Here is a 22890-nt window from a genome sequence, read left to right as displayed (position 1 = left end):
ATCCCAAAACTAAAAAATTAGGACGCCATGAGCATTTTTGTTCGGACAGTAGTGACCTGGCTCACAATCTATTTAAATTTTTTGCTAGTTCTTACCCGCACTACACAACGCCCTGCTGCAGCATGGCGTCCGCTACCTTTCTGAACCCTGCGATATTGGCACCCTTTACGTAGTCAACAATCTTGCTGCCAGCACCATGGTTAACACAGTTTTCATGAATACTTTTCATAATAATTTTAAGCCTATAGTCCACTTCATCCCGTGTCCACGAAAGCCTTTGGGAGTTTTGTGCCATCTCCAGTCCGGAAGTGCCCACACCACCTGCATTGGATGCCTTACCTGGCGAAAACAACACGCCTTTTTGCCTGAGGAAGTGCATGGCTTCGGGGGTAGTAGGCATATTGGCCCCTTCAAAAACGCCAATCACTCCGTTCTTCACCAATGTTTTGGAATCATCTTCGTCAAGCTCATTTTGTGTGGCACAAGGGTATGCTATATCGCACTTTATTCCCCAAGGTGTCTTGCTCTCATGAAACTCCGCCTTGAACTTGTCAGCATATTCTTTTATCCTGCCCCTTCTTACATTTTTCAGGTCCTTAATAAAATCAAGTTTCTCTGCGTCAATGCCAGCTTTATCATAAACAAAGCCTGATGAGTCTGACACCGTCACAACTTTTGCACCCAGTTCAATAAGCTTCTCGGTGGTGAACTGAGCTACATTTCCTGAGCCAGAAACCACGGCCGTTTTGCCTGCTATCTCATGACCATGGTGCCGCAGCGCCTCGTCACTGAAATAAACGCAGCCATAGCCTGTTGCCTCGGGCCTGATCAGGCTGCCTCCATAGTTCAACGATTTGCCGGTAAGCACGCCCGTAAACTCGTTGGTCACTTTCTTATACTGCCCAAAAAGGAACCCAATTTCCCTGGCACCCACACCGATGTCTCCGGCAGGCACATCGGTAAACTGCCCTATATGCCTGCAAAGCTCCGTCATAAAGCTTTGACAAAACTTCATCACCTCATTGTCGCTTTTTCCCTTGGGGTCGAAGTCGGAGCCACCCTTACCTCCACCCAGCGGAAGGGTAGTAAGACTATTCTTAAATACCTGCTCAAATGCCAGAAATTTAAGTATGCTCAGGTTGACAGAGGGATGAAACCTCAAACCACCTTTGTATGGCCCAATAGCGGAATTCATTTGTATCCTGAACCCTCGGTTCACTTGAATCTCTCCTTTGTCGTCCAACCAGGGCACCCTGAAAATCACCACTCGCTCCGGCTCTACCATCCTTTCCAAAATTTTTGCCTTTTTGTACACAGGATGCTCCTCCACAAAAGGAACTATCACCTCCGCAAATTCCAATACAGCTTGCAGGAATTCCTTCTCTCCGGGGTTTTTTGCTGCAGTTCTTTCCATAAATGCGGATACTAAAGCAGTGTGGTTCATATCTCTTTTTTTTAGGTGTTGATTGATCTCAAAAAATTAATATAAAAGTTTTCAGCGACAAACGTAAACTCGGCGGAAAAAACCGCCTTCAGAGGGCCCCTATTCAGTTTGTCGGTGCCTGGCACAGTGGTCATTTGAAAGTAAATGGTTATTTTTGTGTGAAACGTAAAAAATGTCGCTTCACCACCCCATTGAACTAACCAAAGCCCAGGAGTCAAGGGCTGCCATTGAAAGAGTTTATATCGAAATGCGCCACCTGTTCAACAGTGGCATCTACAAGCCTTCGGGGGCATCTGGCCAGCAACTCACCGACTCACTGCTCACCCTCCGGCCTGAAATTTACGGCTCAATGAACGACCCCTCAAAGGTTGAGCTGGACGGGCTGGTATATGTGATCGAACGACTTCCAAAGGGGATAGAAGAGTGTCGTTTTATCCGGCTGATCTCAGAGGAAGGCTACCACAAATCTGGCTTTGAAGTGCTCATTCCTCATGCGAGAAAGAGAAACTGCTACAGGATTGATGACGAGCAAATGTTCATTGAGGTAACCAGAGGCAGAAGTGAGATTTACGACATTCTCACTCACCTCACCTTCATGTACCACGAAGCGGAGAAAATAAAAGAGCACGCCTATGACGGGGGTGGTAACCTGAGGAAAGAATGGCTCGCACTGGAAAAGCTGGTCATCAGTGAGCAGGATTTGAAGGGAAAAAGCAAGGAGCTTGCCTTCACCTACTTGTCCACTTTGCTGGGCAGAACCTATGAGGAGACCAAGGCGGCTGTTATGCGCCTGCAGTCGTCCAAGTCGAATAACAATGGTCTGTTTCACATTGTCTACTGGCTGGGCACCTTGATCATTCGTGAAAAACAGGAAAACAAAACCATTGAAATTTCTTTTTCCCCCACACTCCGCCAGCGCATTGGGCACCACATGTACGGTGAGCGCTGGTCGCAGCAAATCAACAAATACCTGATAAAAGCAAAGCTGCTCGACAGACCCATCCATGTCATCAGCGCCAACCTTCACAGTTTCCTCAACACTCTTTACTGTTTTGCTGCCCTAAAAGAATCGGAGCGCAAGAAGCAAAGCCTGGAAGGTGTGGCGCTTATGCTGAGCGACCCGAAAAACAAAGAACTCAATGACCTAGTGGAAGCATTTGCCGCCAAAAATGGCCTGCATCTCATCAAAGACAGCAACGGAACCAACATCTCTGTTCAGGTAATCGACACCGCCAAAATCAACTTTGATCTTCTCCCCGCAGAAATTAAAGCTGACCAAGCAAAGACCTGGAGCAAGAAACCAGTGCTCATCGTTTTCGATTACGCCTTTGGTGAGCAGGCCTATGAGATCATGGATGAGCTTTTGAAGCCACTGGAGGAAAACGATCAAATCTCAATTAGAGTGGCGTCTATCAATATCATGGGCAAGGCAGGCATATTGCAGGGCGGCAAAGGAGACATCATGATTCCCACGGCGCATGTGTTCGAAGGCACGGCGGACAATTACCCGATCGTCAATGATTTCAAGGCCAGCGACTTCCACGCAAAGGGATTATATGTTTGCGAAGGGCCTATGATCACCGTGCTTGGCACCTCTCTTCAAAACAAAGAAGTGCTGGAGTACTTCGAAAGCTCTTCGTGGAATGCCATTGGGCTGGAAATGGAGGGGGCACACTATCAGAAGGCTATTCAATCACATGCGATTATCCGCAACAGTATCAGCAAAGACGTGGTGCTAAGGTACGCCTACTACGCATCTGACAACCCTTTGGTAACGGGCAACACACTTGCTTCGGGCAGCCTGGGCCTTGTTGGTGTAAAACCAACCTACCTGATCACCACTGCCATTATCAACAAAATCTTTCAACAACAAGAATAGCCACACACTCAGAAGCAAAACCCCAATGCTACGGAAAGCTCCCTCCGTTTTCAGCGATTATGGAAGAAATATTACATCTGTAATGATAGGGTAATAGAATAGTAATGAACAAGTTACGCTGTATTACGTTATTTACAGTAGCTAATTGTACCAAATCATGCAACTGAGTAATCTACAATCGGAAATTCTTCACTCGGTGGAGAACCTAAAGACAGATCAGCAAAAAGATGTGCTTGAGTACATCTCAGAACTGCAACTAAATGATCAGCGGGTCAAAGCAAGGCTAAAGAGCCAGGCGCTAAAAGAAATCAGGCTTGCCCTGAAGAATGAGGCGTTTGCTTAACTAGTCTTCTGACAGCACGATTATCTTGTCCTTACTGGAAAAGGTAATCAGATCAGATTTCTTTGGGTTAACCACTACCCCATAGCCCTGGGTGGCATTTCTGGCATCGGAAATTTTCCGGTAGCCAATAGCAACTTCATTCTTTCTGGCGGCCGACTCCAGAATCGTGTAGAAGTTCACTGGCTTATCTACATTGATATAGTCGGTAACTGGTTTTATGTAAATCTCCGAACCATCCGCATCAAAAAGATCCTCAAAAACCCTCATCAGGTACTTGTTCTCAGCTACCTGAGTCATCAATAAACTTAACAGTTTATCACTGACAATAAAATCGTCGGCACTGGTAATATCTGCCAGCTGCCTGTTTCTCATGTCGAGCATCTCCGACACAATGTTCATTTTTCGTGGAGAACTGGAAGAAATATTACGCAGGTGCAGCAGTGTGATTAGTGTTTGGGCATCCGCCTCCTGAATGGGGTAGTACTCCTGATAGCACAGCAGCATGATATAGTCGAACGTCTGGCATTTCTGCATCTCCAAAACTGCCCTGTCCGTTGTGTCAACCATTTCAAACTCAAGAGTGAGGTTGCTCACTGTCTTTTTAAGCTTCTCTATCTGCGCTACCGCATCGTCAAACTTCGAGATTACCTTAATTGAAGACCCAGGCTGTACATAATTATCCAGTTCCTGAATGATCGTTTTAGCTCTGTTGTTCCATCCAATCAATAGAATTGTCTCGGCGTGGGGAACATCTACTTCGGTCGTTCTTATCGAGCCTTCTTCCAAATTGAAATTTGTGCGATTAGACACAATCATTGTGTCATCGTCTTCGGTTACTCCAATCATCAAGTCGCCAGGCTGAATGACGGTACTCATTGGCGGATTTACCTCCACATGGTTGTCGGAGGCGAACTGTATACCAATGATAGCAGAGTCTTCATAGCTGAAAATAGCCTCCCGAAAAGTCTTGCCGACAAGCTTTGGCTCCTCCACAAAATAGATTTCATCGCCACCAAAATCCATCAGCTCAATATAAACAACCGACAGCCCCGACTGACGACTTGTTTGCACCATGATTTTGGAAACAAAGTCGTCGGAAAGGATAAGTTCCACCTCGTCCTTGCCCACCATTTTTGCCACTTCGAAGTTCCTTTTGTTTTCTATTTCGGCTGTGATATGATACGGGGCCTGCCTCCTGTGTGGGCTGGAAATGATGGCCAGGATCGTTTTGATAATTTGGCTATCAGAATTCTCATTCTCTTTATCCAGGATAATGATCGACTTTGAGTTAACAGGGTTGCCAATCTCGAGGTCATGGAGGTCGATAGGGTTACCCGTTCTGCAAATGATCTTAGTGTTCTTGGTGTTACCAATTTTGTCCTTTATCTCGTCCTCCATCAACACCTTATCCTTGTCAGCCAGGATTACAATTTTAGGATTCTTCTGGTTTTCGTTGGCGATGATAAGCTCTGGAATGATGGTAAATATTTTTGAAGACCAGCCAAGGATGAGCACATGATCCTGCTCCATTACGAACGAGCGACCTTTTCTTAGCTGATCCAGCTTGTCCATGATGCCATTGGAAATCAAACCAATCAGGATACTGAGGATGACAATACCAAGCAGCGTGACCAGGAACATGAAAATCCGGAAATCCCAGTGGCCATCGTGCTCGCCAATAGTACCGGGATCCAGCACGTGCATCAGACTTGTCCAGAAGGTGTCAATGAAGCTGAGTCTGGTTACCTCATCGGGATGAATATTGCCCAAATAAAGAATGGTGGCGAACATCAAAACCAGGAGCAATGCCACCAAGCCCAGGTACGAAATAAGCTTGGTAGAGCCAGCGGACATGAAATTATCAAATGCGTATTTCAGCCGGGCCTTGGTTGATTCGTTATTCATTTAAAAGGTTTAAACAGCTCAAAAAAAATTCCATTTCGTCGATAGAAACAAAATTATCTAATTTACCAGTATAGTAAAGCATAAACGTTTCAATTACCGGATATATTTGGGATAAAACACCTTTGGCTGTGAGATGGTTATAAAATTACTGGCGGAATACCAGCCTATTCTGTGATTCACCGTCCCTTCAACTATAACAGAAAGCTTAAAACCACCCGGTAAGCCGGAGGTAATCATACAGCGTCACCCGAAATGCTTCTCTTTTTTCGTCAGATGTAAAAAGCGGCACTTTCTCTTCGTCTTTTCGAAGCGCAAATCGACCCCCATCCATCATCGCATTATAAAGAGTGGCTGAAAAGGTCAACTGGTCCTGCATATCGCCCTCCCGATAAATAAGCTGATAGCCAGGAAGTGTGTCGCTGCTGACCGTAACATCGATTTGTTCCAGGACACTCCACTTCTCTGACCAGTTAAGCATCAGATAGGCCCTGTCCTGTCGCCAATTGAACACAATGGTCGGCACCAAGGGCGACAAAGAATCTTCGTCCCATGTTTTGTGGGTATAGAGGTAAACCCCAGCTTCTTGCTGTTCCGTTGTGGTGTAGGCTGACTGCCGCATGTTCTTGAAAAAGAGTTCGGAACGGTCCGTTGTTTTAAAGTCGAGTTTCTCAACATCAACTTTTTTGCCTTTGTCAACGTTACATGCTAGTAGAAAAAATACAGCCCCTACTAAGGTCAATACATTTTTCATTTGGTAAGAATAGTGCTTCCTTTGAACACAAACATCTCTCTGATTAGTTTTCCGTCTTATAACAATTAAACAATGAAGAAAATACTTATTGCTATTGTATTGCTGGTTGTGTTTGTTGGTTTGGTTTCAGCCTGTGGCTATTATCGCTTATATAACAATATAGTTACTCTCGAAGTGGGGATTGATGGCCAATGGTCTCAGGTGGAAAATGTTTACCAGAGAAGGGCCGACCTTATCCCCAACCTGGTGAACACGGTAAAAGGCTACGCCGACTTTGAAAAAGAGACCCTCACCCAGGTAGTTGAAGCCCGGGCCAAGGCAACGTCAACAACCATTCGTGCCGATAACTTGTCTCCTGAAGGAATGCAGCAGTTTCAGCAGTCTCAGGACGGACTTGGTTCGGCACTTAGCAGGCTGATGGTGGTGGCCGAGCGTTATCCTGATTTGAAAGCCAATCAAAACTTTCTGGAGCTTCAGGCCCAGCTTGAAGGCACCGAAAACAGGATTGCTGTTGAAAGAAAAAAATTTAATGAAGTAGTACAGGCATACAATACCACTATCCGGAGGTTTCCCGGCAATTTATTGGGTTTTGAGAAAAAAGGCTATTTTGAAGCTTCTGAGGGTGCGGAAAAAGCACCTGAAGTAAAATTCTAAACTATGGCGAAAGAATATTTTAGCGAAGAAGAACGCCGCAATATCGTGCAAGCGATCAAGGAGGCCGAGCTGGCAACCTCCGGCGAAATCAGGGTACACATCGAAAGACATTGTCAGAAAGATGTGCTGGACAGGGCTGCAGAAGTTTTTTCCACATTGAACATGCAGAAAACCAAGCAACGAAACGGTGTGCTTTTTTACCTGGCTGTGGAAGATCATCAATTTGCGATAATTGGTGATGCCGGCATTAACCAGGTGGTGCCTGACCACTACTGGGGCGACATTAAAGACCACATGAAGGATCGCTTCGTGTCAGGGCAACTGACCCTTGGCCTGAGTGATGGCATCCGTATGGCCGGAGCCCAGCTAAAAGAACATTTCCCTTACCAAAAAGACGACGTAAACGAACTCCCTGATGACATTTCCTTTGGCCAAAATTAAGTTTCTCTATTTTTTCACTGGTTTACTGTTTATGGCCGGCTTAGCGGCTTCGGCCCAGAGTTTTCCAAAGCCAATGTCGCCGCCGAGGATCGTGAATGACTTTGCGAACCTGCTTAGCCAACAGGAAACTAATATGTTGGAAAATAAGCTCAGGGGATATCGGGACAGTACCTCCAATGAATTCGCTGTCGTGATATTGGAAACAATAGGGCAAGACGATATTGACCTGTATGGAGCTGAATTGGCCCAGGAATGGGGCATCGGAAAAAAGGGTAAGGAAAATGGTGTACTGGTTTTAGTGGCGATTAGTGACCGAAAGGTGAGCATTAGCACAGGCTATGGGCTGGAAGGTGCTATCCCCGATGCTTATGCTAAAAGAGTCATTGAAAAGTACATAGTACCTAATTTCAGAGCGCAAAAGTATTTCCTGGGGCTGGATCAGGCAACCAGCATACTCATGAGCATGGCCTCAGGCGAGTTCAAGGCAGACCCACGAACGGCAAAAAAAACGCCGGGAATTTTGTCTCTTATTATCGTTTTCTTCTTTGTCATCATTCCTATTATTTCGGTTTTTCGGGGAAGAAGAGGGCATTTTTCTTCACGCAAGCCTGGATTCTGGACAATGCTCTTCCTCATGTCGAGCATGAATCGGGGCCGTGGCAATACTTTCAATGATTTTAACAGTGGCAGAGGAAGTTTTGGCGGCGGAAGCGACTTTGGTGGCTTCGGGGGTGGAAGCTTCGGTGGCGGTGGCGCCAGCGGCTCCTGGTAGTTAGTCTTTTCTGAATACCAGGGTTGTCATGCATCTAACATCGTCCACCACAGTGGTTTTCACGGGTTCTATCAGCTGCCAGGAAAACTTCTCAACGATTTCCTCGATCAAACTTCTGGTGAGTAAAAACCTTGCCGATCCATCAGGAATCAGGTAGCGACCACTTCCCAGATTCTCAATGGCATCCGGAAGGCCAATATCGCTGGTCATGCGAATAAAAAGAATGCCATCGGGAGCTAATACCCTAAACAACTCGGCCACCTGTTTGTGAAAAGCATCCACGCTTTCAGCAAAGTGTAGCACAGCACTGCTGACTACAATGTCGAAGTAACCGGCTGGCAAAGGCAAACTCTGCGCATCTCCCTCTATCAGCTTTCTTTCATCAAAATCCGGTCTGACCCCCTTGAGCAGGTATCGAAGCATTTGCAATGCAGAAGGGTTTTGATCGAAACCATACACATCAAAGCCTTCTCTGGCGAAATAAATGAGGTTTCGACCCTCGCCACAGCCTACGTCCAGCACCTTGCTTTTTCCTTCAAAGCGGCCCTTGAGTATTTGATCCAACAGGTAGATGTCGATGTTGCCCAGTTGGGCATTGAGTTCTCTGAAGTTCATTGCTCCGATTCCGACAAAAGGTTGGATGCCTTCAAGGCCTCTTCAAATGCCTGCCTTCCGGCCTCAATTATTTCTTTGGCTCTGTAGAATTCAAATGTAGAACAAGCCCGCCTTGACACCTCAACACTTAACCCCGGCTTGTATTGCTTCAATAGCTCTGAAGTAAGCCGATCCTGCAGAAGGTCAAGGGAGTCGTTGAGCAAATCAAAGAACCCCAATTTCTTCTTTGCGGAGCTGGAGCCAGGAATCACTTTGCTTATCTTGCTCATCATTTCCTCCAGTCGCTTTGTGTATTGATTGGACTCTCTTTTCTCTTGTTTCTTTAAAGGACTAACGTACGGCTTGAATGCATTTACATTGGAAACAACGAGGATGTCTCCCTTGGTTCTTTTCACTTTATCAGCCGGCACAGGATTGGTCACACCGCCGTCGACATACAGACTTTCACCCGACTTAAGGGGCGTGAGCACGGTGGGTATTGCTACTGATGCTCTGATAGCATGATACATGCTCCCGGAGTCGAACACCTTCTCCTTTTGTGTGTTGAGGTCAGTTGAAACGGCAATGAACGGGATTTGCATTTCTTCTATTGGCCGATCCGGGATAACTTTCTCCAGGTTCTTGAAAACCTTTTCCCCCCTGATAAAGCCTTGCGAACTGAAAGTAAAATCGATGAGTTTAAAAACCTCAATTCTATCAAGATGGCTAATCCAATCCTTGAATTCCGGCAACTTGCCACAAGCATGAAACGCACCAACCACTGATCCCATAGACGAACCAGCGATTGAACTGATCTCGAAGCCGTGGTCAATGAGCCCCTCGATTACGCCAATATGTGCGACTCCTCTGGCCCCACCACTCGAAAGCACCAACGCTACTTTTTTACTCATATGTAAAAATAGTTTTTAACAGACACTTTAATATGTAAATTTTCGAGCTAAATCTAAACACCAACAAAATGACCCCATTCCACCTCGCCTTCCCCGTTAGCGATATTGAGGCTACCCGAAAGTTCTTCACTGAAGTGATTGGCTGCAAAGTAGGCCGCTCAGCTGAGAAGTGGATCGACTTCGACTTTTTTGGGCATCAGATCAGCGCCCATTTGAAGCCGGACGAAGTAGCACAGGCAAAAACAAATGAGGTGGATGGCGACAAGGTGCCTGTCAGGCATTTTGGAGCCATACTCAAGTGGGAAGAATGGCATGAGCTGGCCGACAGGCTGACCAAGCAAGGCATCGAGTTCATTATTGAGCCCCATGTGAGGTTCAAAGGCGAAGTTGGCGAACAGGCTACTATGTTTTTTCTCGATCCGAGTGGCAATGCGTTGGAGTTCAAGTCGTTTCAGGACATGTCGCAGGTTTTTGCCCATTAACATATGAGCTGGGTCGAAATCGTAGTAAGTCAGTTGAAGGATGTTTATTCAGGTTCGCCCTGGTATGGCAAGCCGGTTAGAACAATTTTGCGGGAAATTATGCCGGAAAAGGCAGGCGTGCGCCCCGATGATTCTTCACATTCGGTCTTCCAGCTGGCACAACACATGCTTACCTGGCGCACCTATGTGGTAGAACAACTAAAAGGCAATGAGGGATATAACGTACCTATCGATTCTGAGAAAGACTGGAGTCAATCGGGAGTAACGAACGCAGCGGAGTGGCCCGCTTTGCTCCAGGCCTTCGACGACAACCAGACAAAGCTCTTGGATCTTATTCAAAAAACTTCAACGGATACATTTGCGAAGCAAGTACCGGGAAAGTCCTACGACTTTAAACACCTGATTGAGGGCATCGTGCATCACGACATTTACCATGCTGGCCAAATGGTGACCACAGCGAAGGTTGTGGGCGCCTACCTGCCCTCCAGCTAGTGCACGTAGCTGCCTGCGTTGATATCAATGGTGCTGCCAGTCGCATGGTCGGCCAGGCCGCTGCATAAGAAGGTCACCATGGGTGCGATGTCCTTCGGCTCAGTGAGTCGTTCAAGTGCCAAATCACCAAGCACCACCTGCTCGCCATAACGCTCCACAAATTCTTTGGCCATATCGGTTCGCACAAAACCTGGCGCAATATTGAACGCTTTGATACCCTGCTTACCGTAAGCCCTCGCTATCGAACGGGTAAGCGATACCACGCCACCTTTCGACGCTGCATAGGCCAGGTACTCTGCAGTGTCACCTCTAAAGGCCGCTCGTGACGAGATATTGATGATCCTTCCTGTGGCCTTTCTTTTGAGCCAATGATCGATGGCCTTTTTGCAAAGAATGGCAGTTGCGTTAAGATTAACCATCATGGTTTTGTTGAATTCTTCAAGCCACTGCTTATCGGCTGAACCCATGTCGGAAGCTATGGCCAGACCCGCATTGTTGACCAAAAGTTCGAGAGACCCAAATTCACTCACCACCTTATCGAACAGCTGCACTACCTGATCTGGTTGAGCCAAATCTGCCTGAAAAGCTTTGCTCTCATTACCCAGCACATGGGCCAGGTTTTCAGCCTCTCTGCCACTCTTGTGGTAATGCACTGCCACGGTGGCTCCGGCTTCTGCCAGCTTAGCCGCAATGGCTTTGCCTATGCCCCTGCTGGCTCCTGTTACGAGCACATTCAGGCCAGATAAATTAATGTACATAGTGAAGGATCATTCGATATGCCGAAAAATAAGTGATTAGCGCTGAAACTAAAAGTCAATAAGCAATCCTCTCTTAGAATGATTTTCCAATTTACCAATAGTAAGGCAGCCTCAGCGAAGCGGGAGACCAGGAAAATTGGTGAATCTGGTTTAAGAATGTCGATAACTAAAATAAGTTAACTATCTTATATATAAGAAGTTATGGTTTTTGTGTGTGATTATCCACAATTTTTGCTAAGTTATCCACAATTCATCTAACGTGCTGATTTGATGATCTTTCCAACCGTCACTTTTCCGTCACCTGAAAATGCCTGATAGAGATAAACAGCTGGCGGCAATTCCTCTCCGTTTGAATTTCTGCCATCCCAGGTCAGGTTGCTGCCTAATTTTCCCCGGTTATTAATGGTTCTCACCTGCCGCCCGGAGAATGAAAATATTTTTATTGACTCAACCCCAGCCGGGGCTTCATTTTGGAAGTATATTAAATCAACAAAAGGATTAGGAAACGTCACCAGATCAACTTCTCTGTTGCTTAGTCCGGTTACATCCATTGGCCCTTCAAAATTTTCTATCTGCTGATCCAGCCAAGTGGTGCGCTGAGTGATCCAGTTCCTTAGGTAGTCCACCTCCGCCATGTAAGTTGCTCCGACAAAATTGTTGGGCCACGTGTACTGGCCAATTACCGGCCATCTTTGAAAATTCCTATTTTTGGCCTCAGATAAGACGTCGGTATATTCATCAATCATCGTGCTTATTGCTTCGTCGGACCAGGCACCACTCCGCAGCGTCATCCACCGCAATTTCACCTGTTGTCTGAAAACAGGGTCGGTCATCAGCTTGTCCCACCAAAAGGGAACCAGCCAGAAGTCGTTCGGACAAATGTCGTTGAACTTATAGGCCCAGCCCTGGGTGTTTCCTCCCTGGCAGTAGTCGGCGTTGCCAAACGCAAGGTTAAAGTCCCATATTGGCCCAAGAGTCAGGAGCCCACCCTTGTCATCTTTGTCCTTGTACATAAAGGTGCTGAGCCTGTAGCCATCAACATTTCTGCTGAGCTCAATGATCAGGAAGAAGTCAACAAAGCTCGACAGCTCTATATATTTGCGGTAGCCCGACACCGGATCCCTAAAGGAACTCGACTTCAGAGCACTTTCGAAGCTCTTCATAAAGCTTTGTATATATGCCTTTTGAGCGCTGGTGATTTCGTCATCTGCTGGCTCATCGTATTGAAAGAAGGCCACCTGATCACTGTTTTTATAATTGTTTGGTCGGTACTCTGACGCAAAGCCCCCACCACCGCTGCCGTCAAACTTATCGAGCTTCAAAATGTAGCCTCCGGTCAGCTCTTCTCCCTCGTTATCCTCTGGCTTTAGGTTGGCTATATCCACCCTGTTTTTGTCCCTCTTCACCTTTTCCATAAATAGGTAGATGCCGTGGTATTGCCCATTGAGCACCACTTCAACATATTTTGTTCTTGAGCTATAGCGTTCAGTGAATGAGAAAAGATCGAAGGTTAGTTTGTTCCGCATTAGCGTTTTGTCGGAGTAAGGCCCGTGCAAAACCCAGTCTTCCTCGGCCGGAAAACCCAAAATGGCCGTATCAAGATCCTGGCCTTGATCGTCCCAGGTCTCAATGCCGAAGGACTTCTTTGGAAACAGGGCTTGAGAAGAGGAGCCCCTGAATTCAATACCGATGAAGCCGTCGTAGTCAGTAAAAGGACCGGAGATATTGTTAGTAATCCCTTCCGGATTGTTGATTATGCCCATTCTTGCTTTCACCTTGGGTTCGTTAACAATGGTACGCCCTTCGGTGTCGATGATAATAATGGGGAGGTTGGACGACTCAAAATCAACAGACTGTGACTGAGCGGACAGCGTGCAAAAAATGGCTCCTGCAAGCAGAGCTCTTAGCAATGTAGTTTTCATAAAAGTAGGTTTACTTACCAAATGTCTTCAAAATAGCTCAAGGCTGTTGGCTCAACCAGCAGGCCTTTAAGCTTAAGGTAATCCAGGTAGGCCGACAGCAACAAAAACTGATCCTTAATTACTCTACCCCTTAGCTTTTCCTTCGCTTTTAGCCACTTTAAGAGGCTTTCTCTCGCATCGCCAGGGTCTATGGCAGACAATTTCTGTCGATATGCGTCTAATTGAGCATCCAATTCTTGCAGGGCTTTGAGCCGTTCCGCTATCCTCAGTGTTTTCTCATAGGCCCCATTTAGTTGAACATCCCACTCGGTTCTTGCCTTTACCTCCGCCCATTTATCATTGATCAGAGACAGCTGCCTGTTCTGCGTTTGCATGCGATTGGTGTTGAAAATTGGGATGCCAATGCCTACCCGCAAGCCAAACCTTTCTTTGCCCCCCACATCCCACTCGGGCTGCACAAAGCCGATGTCCCAATCACGTTTTTCCAGCAGCACCTTACTCTCTGCGAGCTGCACATTCAACTGCTCCTTCTCCGTGGCAAGCCGCACCGCTGATGGCACCTGCATTAACTCGTCCACTGTCCTCAACAACTTTTCCAACGCCACATCGGGGAACACGCTTTCAAACAATGACTGGGCAAGTGTTTCTACTTTAGCTGGGTTCGGATCATCCAGGAAATCAGCAAGCTCATTCTCCAATTCCTCGGACAATTCCATGCGGTTCACTGCCAGATCAATCCTTTCAAGCTCCACATCAAGCAATTCTTCGGCATCAAATTCGCCTTCGGAAATGTATTGAGCCATATTCTCCAACCACTTCTGCCGCCAGGCAACAGACGCTTCGGTTTCCTGGAATTGCAATGCGACATAGCTGATTTTCAGCCAGGTTTCAATCTTATCGAAAAGAGCTGTTTGCATTGCCTCCTTCAACTTCAACTGGGCCTCCGTCTCCAAAAGTTTGCCCATACTTTTTCCTGCCGCATAATAGAAAGGGTTGGACGGACGAAGGCGGAAGGCGTACTCAGTTTTGTCGTTGGTGATGCCTCCCACTCTGAAATCAATCTCGTCAAAATAAGCAACGCCGTACCTGTTTTGCTGAAACCATTCTACCTGCTGTTTGGCTGCCTTTATTTCGGGTCGGTTCTCAATTCCTATGGTGATTTGATCAAACAACGGCAGGGGCTGCTGCATGGCCTCCACGAAAAAGGGGAGAAAGAAAAGGCCTGTCACTAAAAGCTTGCTACTTCTCATGGTACCAGAATCATTACCTTTTCTCCCTGAAGCCAGCCTTTTGTGTTGTCGAGTTTGAAGAAGATCTCTTTGCCGGATTGCTGAACTGGCAGCTGTTGCATCATAGTGGGCAGCACTTCAACACCGCCTGACCCGACATAGGTTGCTGTCGTTTTCTTATCTGTTTCCAGTGCCGACTGCACCACCACCCGGGAGAGCTCGCCAACAATATTGGTTTGGTCTGTAATGTAGGCCCTCACAAATTTGTTTTCGTCAGGCAATAGCGACAGCAAATCAGAAAAGCCATCGGCGGTTTGACCCTGCATAAAATAGACATTGTCGACGATGCCGCTGGCGGGAGCCAACAACACAAGCGATGCCTTTTCTGCCTCCAGTCTCTGTTTCTCATGTAGCAGCTCTTCCCTGCTGGCTTCAATGGCCTTTACTTGTAGCTGTCTCTTTTTTAGTAACAACGACTGTTTGAGTTTATTCTCGGAAACACTTGCCTCAAAATTTTGCTCAACAATCGCCAGCTTCCAGGCTGCTGCGCTTGTGGTGTCTTTTGCTTCGGCAGTAGTGAAATTCTTTAGCCAGGAGGCGTCCCGGTTCTCTGCCATCCTGATCTCGGCGATAGCCTGCTCTTTTTTCGTGCGCTCCTGCTCTAGCTCCAGAGCCAGCTCATTTTTTTCGATTTCAAACTCAAAAAGCTCCTTTTCGCTTGTAGCTTCAAGCTTAGCTTCTTTATAGGCCAGGTCTTGAAGGTCATCGAGGATGGCCTGCGACTCAAGCCGCATCAGTACAGCGCCCTTTTCTACTTTTTGGCCGGGGGTAACGTTCACCTCAAGGATAACTGCTTTGCGTGGATGGTTGAGTCTCACCTTGGGGCTTTCCACAACGCCATATAAATTGGCTTTGCGCACAGGATAGTCGAGGCTGAAATAGAGGAGAGCCCCAGCCAGAAGCACAATTGTTATATAGAATGCGTAATAGTTTTGTTTTGGGATGCTCATTTACACTCTTACCAAATTTCCTGATTTTGACCATTTCACCTGAAGAACCCCTTCGATCTCACTCATTTGCTGCAAAAAAGACGTTGCCGCCTCTCCGGCTACCCGAACCACCTGCCACTCGAGCTGCCAGGTAGCTTCCTTTCCTTTTTGCTGACTAACCAACCGAATTTTCACGCTCAACGGCTTTATAATTTGCTCAATTTGTGTCGCCAGCTCCATTGTTTCTATGGTCACTACGAGCGTAAAACGCTCTTTCTGGTTCTTTCTCTCTACAAAAAAATGAAGTAGCCAGGCCACCAGACAAAACATGAAGGTGCTGGAAATAGCGATGCTGAACCCGTAAACACCCAGTGCTATGCCCAATGCCAGTGTGGAAAAAAGAAAAAGCAGGTTTTTGGGCTCCTCTATTCTGGTTCTGAACCGGATAATGGCCAGTGCCCCAAAAATGCCCAAGCCACGTGCCAGGCTGTCTCCTATCGACATCATTACGGCGGTGGACACCAGCGTGGCTAGGATCATCGAAATAAAAAATTGGTCAGGATACACGAAACCCGTGTAGGTCTTTTTATGCGTGACGGCGATAAGCGAAGCCAAAACAAGGCCCCACATCAGGGTGTAAATAGCTGTGATGAAAGTGGGGAACCCCGACTGAAGCTCCACCGGAAAAAATTCAAGCATACATTCTAATGTTCGTATTTACTCTAGCGTAACATCTAAGTAATGTATCCTTAACGTAAAAAAAAAGCGACCTGGTAGGGCCGCTCGCTATTAATTTCCACTCTTTTCGTCAATAAAGTGCCATATCGAACCTACGCCGGTACTTTTTTGTCAGCTCATTTTGTGCACCGATGAGCTGAAAGAAAGCGACGGCCGCCCTTCTGGGCAGCTCCTCCATAAACGCTTTGTCGATCGTAACTGCTTCTATGAGCAAGCTAATGCCGCTTTCGGGGTCATTGTTTTTAAAAGCCTCCTGCGCCGCTCCGAGTTTTTTTCCAACTGCACTGTCAACAGAAATGTCTGCTTCCAGAAAATCCGCCATTTCTTCTATTCGCTGGATGTCCTCGAAGAGCTTATTTCGATTGACCACCTTTGACAACAGGTCTCTCGCCGTGACAGCATCCGGCATAACAATAGCCCTGGCCATCAATAGTCTCCCTTCATCGCTCGCCGGATAGTCAATGATAAAGCTCTCCAGTTCGCCCAGGGCGTTCTCATCGCCAGCGATCAGTTTTTGCTCTATTTGGCTCAAAAGCTCCTTTTCCTCGCTTGGCAAATATTGATCCAGCCATTTTTGAATTTCATGTTTGGGAAGTGCGCCTGTAAATTCGGCAACGACCTCGCCCTTATGGAACATTTTGACTGCCGGAATGCCCTTGATGCCATACGCTGCAGACAAGTGCTGGTTTTCGTCCGAGTTCACCTTCACCAATTCCCAGGCACCGTTGGCCTCACCGGCCAGTTCTTCTATGATCGGCCCTAAAAACTGACAGGGGCCACACCAGGGTGCCCAAAAGTCGACAACAACGGGCACGTTTTTACTTTTTGCTATTACTTCTTTATCAAAATCCATGGTTTAATTATTTCCAGCCATTTAACAAAAAGGTGGGCGCTAGCAGTTCCTAAAAACAACACTTTTGAAGACTGCTCTACGTATTTCCCCAGGCGTTCAGCACCAGGTGGCGGCTTCCTCCGTAGTTCCTGTGCTCGCAAAGGTAAATGCCCTGCCAGGTGCCAGTGTTGAGGCTGCCATTGGTAACCGGAAGCTGCACAGAAGCTCCCAACAACGATACTTTAATGTGTGCCGGCATGTCGTCGGGGCCTTCCATGGTATGCCGATAGTAAGGTGCATTTTCAGGTACCATTTTGTTGAAGTGACTTTCGAAGTCGACCCTAACGGTGGGGTCGGCATTTTCATTGATCGTGAGGCTGGCCGATGTGTGCTGAATAAACACCTGTAGCACACCTTGCTTGATTTTTTGCAGCTCAGGAAACTGTTCCAACACCTCTCTGGTAATAAGATGAAACCCCCTTGGCTAGGGCTTTAGCGTTATCTTTTTCTGAAAAAATTCCATGACTAATAGTAACGATTGGGTACCTGATTTGCAACCTGTGCAAAGGGCAAACGCATTTAAAGCTGCTTAATTACCCCTCGTCGTTTTCCTTTTGTCCAGGAACCCATTCGTAAGCCCCGATGTCAGGAAGGCTGTCTCTTTGGTGCCCAAGGTTATCGAGATCGATATTGAGGTATTTTGCCTTGTTGATAAGAGGCGATAAACTATCAGGGCGATAGTCGTACAAAAATTCGTTGAAGAATTTTGGCGGCGTGTTGATCAGGTTGTTGTTGGCGTTCAGTAGCGAGTTGGTCGTTTTCAATAAGCTGTTGCCGACCTGGTAAATGAAGCTGGCGCCTCCCCCGGTATTGAACTCGATCTCCTCCTTCTGCGTACCCCAAATCACACTGTTGAATACCCGTGCCTCTAACGGTGCTGCAAGCAGCTCTTCATTTGCCAGCAAAATATTGTCTGAGAAAATGACCGAAGGGTCTTCCCGAAAGAAGTCGGAGGGGTAATTGGAAAAAGTGCAGTGCTCGTAGCGGTAGTTGCCGCCAGCCACGTTCGCTACCAGATAACGAGCCGCATTGTACACGACAGTGTTGTAGGCGTATACATCACTCGTCAAGGCCAGAATGCCATCGGACGACATGTTGCCAATGGTACTATTGGCAATCACTACATCAGGAATGTCGTCATCGTCGGGCGTACCTATTCTCAAACCTACCTCCCCATTTTTGATCACGGTATGATTAAGGAAGTTGTCTTTACTCCCCTCCAGGAAATAAATGCCAACCCATTGGCCAGGAGCTTCCCGATAGTCTCGGTCGTTACGGGTATTTCTAAAGATCACTTTTTTGTCTGGCGTTCCCCCGGTAATAAGCGTGCCCAGTACAAACAAATGAGCTCCCGGTTGCATAAGCACTTCAACACCCGCCTTAATAGTTAAAGTTACACCAGGGGCAACAACCAGTGAGTCTGAAACAACATAGGGCATACCAGCTTCCCAGGTTTGATCCTCTTCGATAATACTGAGCCCCTTGTAGTATGACGCATCCTGCGCCCAGGCATCCAGCACCACATTGGTACGGGTGGTGCCTACCACTTCCAGGTAGTCCAGCACTCTCTTCGCTTCGACCTCACCCGTAACGGGTAGCCTGCCATTGACCAACACGAGCAGGCTATCCTTGCCCAGGATTTTGATGTTGTTGAATGCCTTTCCCGACAAGCCATTGATGGTCAACTCAAATGGAGAGCCTTCCAGCTGTTTGAGTCTGATCCCAGGCACTATAACTCCATTCTTGTTGGGGTTGTAAAGCAGCAGCCTGTACGACGGGCTCAACTGGGTGGTCAGCAGCGTGTCGAAGTACAGCGTGTCGGTAGAAAAGTAAAGAGACTCATCAGAAAGCTCAGAAAAAACCTCTTCGTCGGGTGTGCATGCCCACCAAAGGGGAAGAATGAGCAGCCATACGAGTCGACGGGTCAACATAAGTGCATTTTGAACGATGGAAGTGTGGAATTATTCTCCATCCTTCAGCTTCTCCGAGTGGTCGGCAATCCGCAATTGCTCAATAAACTCACCCACATCGCCATCCATAACTGCGGGTAGGTTGTAAACCGTTAACCCTATCCTGTGGTCGGTTACCCGGCTTTGGGGATAGTTGTAGGTGCGGATTTTATCAGAACGGTCGCCGCTACCCACCATCGACTTGCGCTGGGCGCCTACTTCATCGTTGTGTTTTTTCAGCTCTACTTCGTAAATCCTTGACCGCAATACCTTCAGGGCTTTTTCGAAGTTTTTGATCTGCGACTTTTCGTCCTGGCAGCTTACGACAATACCAGTGGGGATGTGAGTCAGGCGAATAGCCGAATAAGTGGTGTTCACCGACTGGCCGCCAGGGCCTGAAGAACAGAAAGTGTCCTTCCGAACGTCGTTCATGTCGATGTTTACCTCCACTTCCTCCATTTCGGGCAGCACGGCCACAGTAGCGGCGGAAGTGTGCACCCTCCCCTGAGTTTCGGTGGCCGGCACCCTTTGCACCCTGTGCACGCCCGACTCAAACTTAAGCATGCCGTAAACGTCTTCACCTGAAACGGTGGCGATAATCTCTTTGTAGCCACCTGACGTGCCTTCGGTCAGATCGAGCACATTCATTTTCCAGCCTTTTTCCTCAGCAAAGCGCTGGTACATACGGAAAAGATCACCGGCAAAAATAGCTGCCTCGTCGCCGCCGGTACCACCTCTTATTTCCAAAATGACGTTTTTGCTGTCATTAGGGTCTCTGGGAATCAGTAGTTGTTTGAGCTCTTCCTCCAGCTCCTCCTCTTTTGGCTCAAGCTCTTCAATCTCCATCTTGGCCATTTCCCGGAGTTCCGGATCCTTCTCTTTGTTGAGCAGTTCTTTGGCTCCCTTCAGGTCGTTCTTTACCTTCTTATATTCCTCCAGCTTAGCAACAATGCGGCTAAGCTCCTTGTATTCCTTGTGCAGTTTGGTGTATTGTGCCATGTCAGCCATGGCATCGGGCTGAACAATAAGGTCGCTTACTTCCTCAAAGCGCTTTTTGATGGCCTCTAGTTTATCGAGCATTCCTGAAAAATTAAGCTGCAAAATTAATAAACCGCTGATCTTTTTTCGATTAAGTGTGGTTATTTTAACAGATCATTAGATAACCCGCCTATGAGAACGCCAATAATCCTTTGCCTGTCCATGTGTCTGATTACTGTTGGCTGTGGCCCTATGGACAAAGGGAATAGCGAGGCAGTAAAAAAAGAAATGGAAGACCGAAAAGTGAAGCACGTGCTTCCGTCGCAAATTACTGACAAAGCCAAAGAAAGGGGACTGGCCATTACCGACGCAGCACAAAAGGTTTTGCTTCAAACCCTGATAAAAAAGATTGAGTCGGAGGGCATACTGGGAGCGGTAGAGTATTGCAATTTGAATGCTTTTCCGCTGGTAGACTCGCTGTCCAAAGCCAACCATGCTACCATCAGGCGAGTGAGCAACAAATGGCGCAACCCGAAAGATGCACCTATCGCCGACGAGATAGCCATTATGGAAGCTTACACCTACAGCGTGGAGCAGGGACAAGCACCTAGGGAAGAAGTGTTTATGGAAGACAATTCCACACAAGTAGTTTACACCCGGCCCATCATGATGGGCGCTGCGCTGTGCCTCCAATGCCATGGCACACCGGGTAAAGAGCTTACCCAGGAAGTAGCAGACAAAATCAAGGGCCTTTACCCTGAGGACAAAGCCACCGGCTATGAGTTGGGCGAGTGGCGGGGGATATGGAAAGTGGTGTTTGAGAAGAAGGATTTGGTGTTGGAGTTGTAGATTATTTTACAATCTTTGGAAAGGTATGAGGATTTGGAAGAGCTCGCTCTCAATTATCAACCATGATTTGCACCGCTGGTGTGAGAACCCCTCTTCGATTTTCTTGTTTCTGCCTGGGAAAATGGCTAATCTAAATCATGAATCTGGAACAAGTAAATATCTACAGAATGCTCCATATTGAGAACATTCCTCATGTTCTCGCCAATGGCCTAACCCATAAGCGGTCACTCAAGGCCAATCCTACTTTTGTTGGAATTGGTGACCTAAGTCTTATTAACAATCGAAATGCCCGGCAGGTAAATGTTGACAACGGTAACACATTTAATACGATCGAAGTGATCACTCTTGGTGACTTCACTCCGTTTTATTTTGGCGTCAAAATGCCAATGCTTTACGTAGTCCAGCAAGGAGGCAACTTTGTCGACAAAGCCAGTAAGCCCGACGACATAGTTTATGTAGTGTGTTCTGTTGATTCAATTGTAAAATCTAAACTCTCATATTATTTTTCAGATGGCCATGCAACAGATTTTCTAACTACCTTCTATAACAAGGATAAAATAAGGCAGCTACCGCAAATTGTAGATTGGAATGCTGTAAAAACCCCGTATTGGGGAGGGCAAGAAAACCTGAATATTAAAAGAAAAAAGCAGGCGGAGTTTTTGGTGCAAGGTGACATCCCGTCAGACTTCATTGTTGGATACGGTTGTTACAACGATATTTCAAAACAAAGACTGGTTGGCTTTGGGGTCGAAGACAAATTAGTTAAAGTCATTCCGAAGGCGTATTATTAAAAACGATTATGATCAGATATCTAACAGGAAATATTCTTGACAGTAAAGCAGAAGCTCTTGTCAATACGGTTAACACTGTTGGTGTCATGGGAAAAGGCATTGCATTACAGTTCAAAAAGGCGTACCCTAACAATTACAAAGCTTATCATCAAGCCTGCAAGACCGAGCAACTAGAAATAGGTAAACTTTTCGTAGTTAAGGACGAAAACGTTAGCACTGGCGAGAAGATTATTGTCAATTTTCCAACGAAGACGGACTGGAGAAAGCCATCCGAATACGAATACATCGAAAAGGGTTTGGCGGACTTAATTAGTGTTATTAGTGATTTCAATATCAAAAGCATTGCGATTCCACCATTAGGTGCTGGAAATGGAGGTCTGGAATGGGAAAAGGTCAAGAGTCTTATCAAACAATATCTAGATAATTTGGATACAGAAATTTTAGTATATGAGCCAAATTCTCTCATCAAAGAAAAACTTAAAAAGGAAAGGGTAAAGCTCACTGATGCACGAGCGTTGCTCTTATATTTGTTGTATGACTTGGTTGGGAATGGGGAATATGTATCTGAGTTTTCAAGTGAAAAAGTGGCCTACTTTTTACAAAGGTTTGGAGCTGGTAAATACTTTAAATTAACGTACGAACCTAATTTCTACGGGCCATATTCCGGTAAGGTCAGGTTCCTCTTAAATACCCTAAATGGTAGCTATATAATAGGCTACAGTGATATGAACAAAAAGCCTTTTGAGCCATTAACTCTTGTTGCAGACGGTTTCGAAGATGTTAAAAGATATATTGAAGCAAACCCCGAACTACAATACATTGCAAAAAAAACAATTGAGTTCCTAGATGGTTTCTATTCGGATTTTGCTCTTGAACTACTCTCATCGATTGATTTTATTTCGCAAACGGAAAAGAACCTAGATAGAGACGTTGTGGCGAACAAACTTGAGACGTGGAGTGATAGAAAACGTTCGCTGTTCTCAAACCCCAAATACTTGGATATTTCTTTGAAGCACCTAGGTAACGTGAAATTCGCCTAGCAATAAAACAAAACGACTACCTACCTGTAAGATCACAGAGAAGAAGATCTAGCTCAGCTTTCCCTATACGTGGGCGCAGACAACAGC

General features: G+C 46.5%; 24 protein-coding genes. 10 read left to right on the top strand and 14 right to left on the bottom strand.

The genetic code is table 11. The features are described from left to right. Nucleotides 1-100: 100 nt before the first annotated feature. On the bottom strand, nucleotides 101-1444 hold the full coding sequence (gene gdhA / locus AAC052_RS12465; RefSeq protein WP_339813675.1) for an NADP-specific glutamate dehydrogenase: 1344 nt from the start codon (nucleotides 1442-1444) through the stop codon (nucleotides 101-103). A 172-nt stretch (nucleotides 1445-1616) separates the two neighbouring features. On the opposite strand from gdhA, the gene AAC052_RS12460 reads away from it, so the two are divergent. Then, nucleotides 1617-3323: a hypothetical protein gene (locus tag AAC052_RS12460; RefSeq protein ID WP_339813673.1), complete on the top strand. Its 1707-nt coding sequence runs from the start codon at nucleotides 1617-1619 to the stop codon at nucleotides 3321-3323. Between the two features lie 157 nt (nucleotides 3324-3480). Then, complete coding sequence (locus AAC052_RS12455) at nucleotides 3481-3666, top strand: hypothetical protein (protein ID WP_152001483.1); 186 nt, start codon at nucleotides 3481-3483, stop codon at nucleotides 3664-3666. Here AAC052_RS12455 and AAC052_RS12450 read toward each other — a convergent pair whose 3' ends face one another. Together AAC052_RS12450 and AAC052_RS12445 are read right to left on the bottom strand one after the other, a co-directional pair. Then, the gene (locus AAC052_RS12450) at nucleotides 3667-5571 is read right to left on the bottom strand and encodes a hypothetical protein (protein WP_317488875.1); all 1905 of its coding nucleotides are present in this window, start codon (nucleotides 5569-5571) and stop codon (nucleotides 3667-3669) included. Between the two features lie 205 nt (nucleotides 5572-5776). Continuing rightward, nucleotides 5777-6322, bottom strand: coding sequence for a hypothetical protein (locus tag AAC052_RS12445; protein WP_339813672.1), 546 nt, complete (start codon nucleotides 6320-6322; stop codon nucleotides 5777-5779). 72 nt (nucleotides 6323-6394) lie between these two features. Between AAC052_RS12445 and AAC052_RS12440 the strand changes: the two genes are divergently transcribed. From AAC052_RS12440 to AAC052_RS12430, 3 genes are read left to right on the top strand one after another with little or no spacing between them, the layout of a single operon-like run. Continuing rightward, nucleotides 6395-6976, top strand: coding sequence for a LemA family protein (locus AAC052_RS12440; protein WP_317488877.1), 582 nt, complete (start codon nucleotides 6395-6397; stop codon nucleotides 6974-6976). Between the two features lie 3 nt (nucleotides 6977-6979). Beyond that, complete coding sequence (locus AAC052_RS12435) at nucleotides 6980-7417, top strand: TPM domain-containing protein (RefSeq protein ID WP_152001479.1); 438 nt, start codon at nucleotides 6980-6982, stop codon at nucleotides 7415-7417. After that, nucleotides 7392-8189 (top strand): TPM domain-containing protein, encoded by a 798-nt coding sequence (locus tag AAC052_RS12430; RefSeq protein ID WP_339813669.1) that lies wholly within the window; start codon nucleotides 7392-7394, stop codon nucleotides 8187-8189. The genes AAC052_RS12435 and AAC052_RS12430 overlap by 26 nt, the downstream gene beginning before the upstream one ends. On the opposite strand, the gene AAC052_RS12425 is transcribed toward AAC052_RS12430, so the two are convergent. Further along, nucleotides 8190-8804 carry a class I SAM-dependent methyltransferase gene (locus AAC052_RS12425; RefSeq protein WP_339813667.1) on the bottom strand — a complete coding sequence of 205 codons (615 nt, stop codon included), beginning with the start codon at nucleotides 8802-8804 and terminating at the stop codon, nucleotides 8190-8192. After that, nucleotides 8801-9694 carry a patatin-like phospholipase family protein gene (locus tag AAC052_RS12420; RefSeq protein WP_339813666.1) on the bottom strand — a complete coding sequence of 298 codons (894 nt, stop codon included), beginning with the start codon at nucleotides 9692-9694 and terminating at the stop codon, nucleotides 8801-8803. The genes AAC052_RS12425 and AAC052_RS12420 overlap by 4 nt, the downstream gene beginning before the upstream one ends. A gap of 68 nt (nucleotides 9695-9762) precedes the next feature. On the opposite strand from AAC052_RS12420, the gene AAC052_RS12415 reads away from it, so the two are divergent. After that, nucleotides 9763-10176: a VOC family protein gene (locus tag AAC052_RS12415; RefSeq protein WP_317488882.1), complete on the top strand. Its 414-nt coding sequence runs from the start codon at nucleotides 9763-9765 to the stop codon at nucleotides 10174-10176. Between the two features lie 3 nt (nucleotides 10177-10179). Next, a complete protein-coding gene (locus AAC052_RS12410; protein ID WP_339813663.1) occupies nucleotides 10180-10668 on the top strand; it encodes a DinB family protein in 489 nt (162 codons plus the stop codon). On the opposite strand, the gene AAC052_RS12405 is transcribed toward AAC052_RS12410, so the two are convergent. The 9 genes from AAC052_RS12405 to prfA all read right to left on the bottom strand — a co-directional run bounded on the left by AAC052_RS12405 (nucleotide 10665) and on the right by prfA (nucleotide 20225). Beyond that, complete coding sequence (locus AAC052_RS12405; RefSeq protein WP_339813661.1) at nucleotides 10665-11426, bottom strand: SDR family oxidoreductase; 762 nt, start codon at nucleotides 11424-11426, stop codon at nucleotides 10665-10667. The genes AAC052_RS12410 and AAC052_RS12405 overlap by 4 nt on opposite strands. Nucleotides 11427-11680: 254 nt before the next feature. Next, nucleotides 11681-13348, bottom strand: a complete 1668-nt coding sequence (locus AAC052_RS12400) for a CotH kinase family protein (RefSeq protein WP_339813658.1) — start codon at nucleotides 13346-13348, stop codon at nucleotides 11681-11683. Between the two features lie 14 nt (nucleotides 13349-13362). After that, nucleotides 13363-14598 (bottom strand): hypothetical protein, encoded by a 1236-nt coding sequence (locus tag AAC052_RS12395; protein WP_339813656.1) that lies wholly within the window; start codon nucleotides 14596-14598, stop codon nucleotides 13363-13365. Then, nucleotides 14595-15587, bottom strand: a complete 993-nt coding sequence (locus AAC052_RS12390) for a hypothetical protein (RefSeq protein WP_339813654.1) — start codon at nucleotides 15585-15587, stop codon at nucleotides 14595-14597. Before AAC052_RS12390 ends, AAC052_RS12395 begins: the two co-directional genes overlap by 4 nt. Next, complete coding sequence (locus tag AAC052_RS12385) at nucleotides 15588-16265, bottom strand: DUF4956 domain-containing protein (protein WP_317488888.1); 678 nt, start codon at nucleotides 16263-16265, stop codon at nucleotides 15588-15590. A 109-nt stretch (nucleotides 16266-16374) separates the two neighbouring features. After that, the gene (gene trxA, locus AAC052_RS12380) at nucleotides 16375-17157 is read right to left on the bottom strand and encodes a thioredoxin (protein ID WP_339813651.1); all 783 of its coding nucleotides are present in this window, start codon (nucleotides 17155-17157) and stop codon (nucleotides 16375-16377) included. 76 nt (nucleotides 17158-17233) lie between these two features. After that, nucleotides 17234-17602: a secondary thiamine-phosphate synthase enzyme YjbQ gene (locus AAC052_RS12375; protein WP_339813682.1), complete on the bottom strand. Its 369-nt coding sequence runs from the start codon at nucleotides 17600-17602 to the stop codon at nucleotides 17234-17236. 127 nt (nucleotides 17603-17729) lie between these two features. Then, nucleotides 17730-19127, bottom strand: coding sequence for a right-handed parallel beta-helix repeat-containing protein (locus AAC052_RS12370; protein ID WP_339813649.1), 1398 nt, complete (start codon nucleotides 19125-19127; stop codon nucleotides 17730-17732). A 30-nt stretch (nucleotides 19128-19157) separates the two neighbouring features. Beyond that, nucleotides 19158-20225 carry a peptide chain release factor 1 gene (gene prfA / locus AAC052_RS12365; RefSeq protein ID WP_317488891.1) on the bottom strand — a complete coding sequence of 356 codons (1068 nt, stop codon included), beginning with the start codon at nucleotides 20223-20225 and terminating at the stop codon, nucleotides 19158-19160. A gap of 90 nt (nucleotides 20226-20315) precedes the next feature. Between prfA and AAC052_RS12360 the strand changes: the two genes are divergently transcribed. From AAC052_RS12360 to AAC052_RS12350, 3 genes are all read left to right on the top strand, one after another. Beyond that, entirely contained in the window at nucleotides 20316-20972 is a 657-nt protein-coding gene (locus AAC052_RS12360; RefSeq protein ID WP_339813647.1) for a DUF3365 domain-containing protein, read from the top strand. Nucleotides 20973-21109: 137 nt separating this feature from the next. Further along, nucleotides 21110-21763 (top strand): DUF4433 domain-containing protein, encoded by a 654-nt coding sequence (locus AAC052_RS12355; protein ID WP_339813644.1) that lies wholly within the window; start codon nucleotides 21110-21112, stop codon nucleotides 21761-21763. Between the two features lie 8 nt (nucleotides 21764-21771). Beyond that, nucleotides 21772-22803 carry a macro domain-containing protein gene (locus AAC052_RS12350; protein ID WP_339813641.1) on the top strand — a complete coding sequence of 344 codons (1032 nt, stop codon included), beginning with the start codon at nucleotides 21772-21774 and terminating at the stop codon, nucleotides 22801-22803. Nucleotides 22804-22890 lie beyond the last annotated feature (87 nt).

The organism is uncultured Imperialibacter sp. (assembly GCF_963974565.1).
In the GTDB taxonomy this organism is placed as follows: Bacteria; Bacteroidota; Bacteroidia; order Cytophagales; family Cyclobacteriaceae; genus Imperialibacter; species Imperialibacter roseus.
This window is presented reverse-complemented; position numbering and strand designations above follow the sequence as displayed.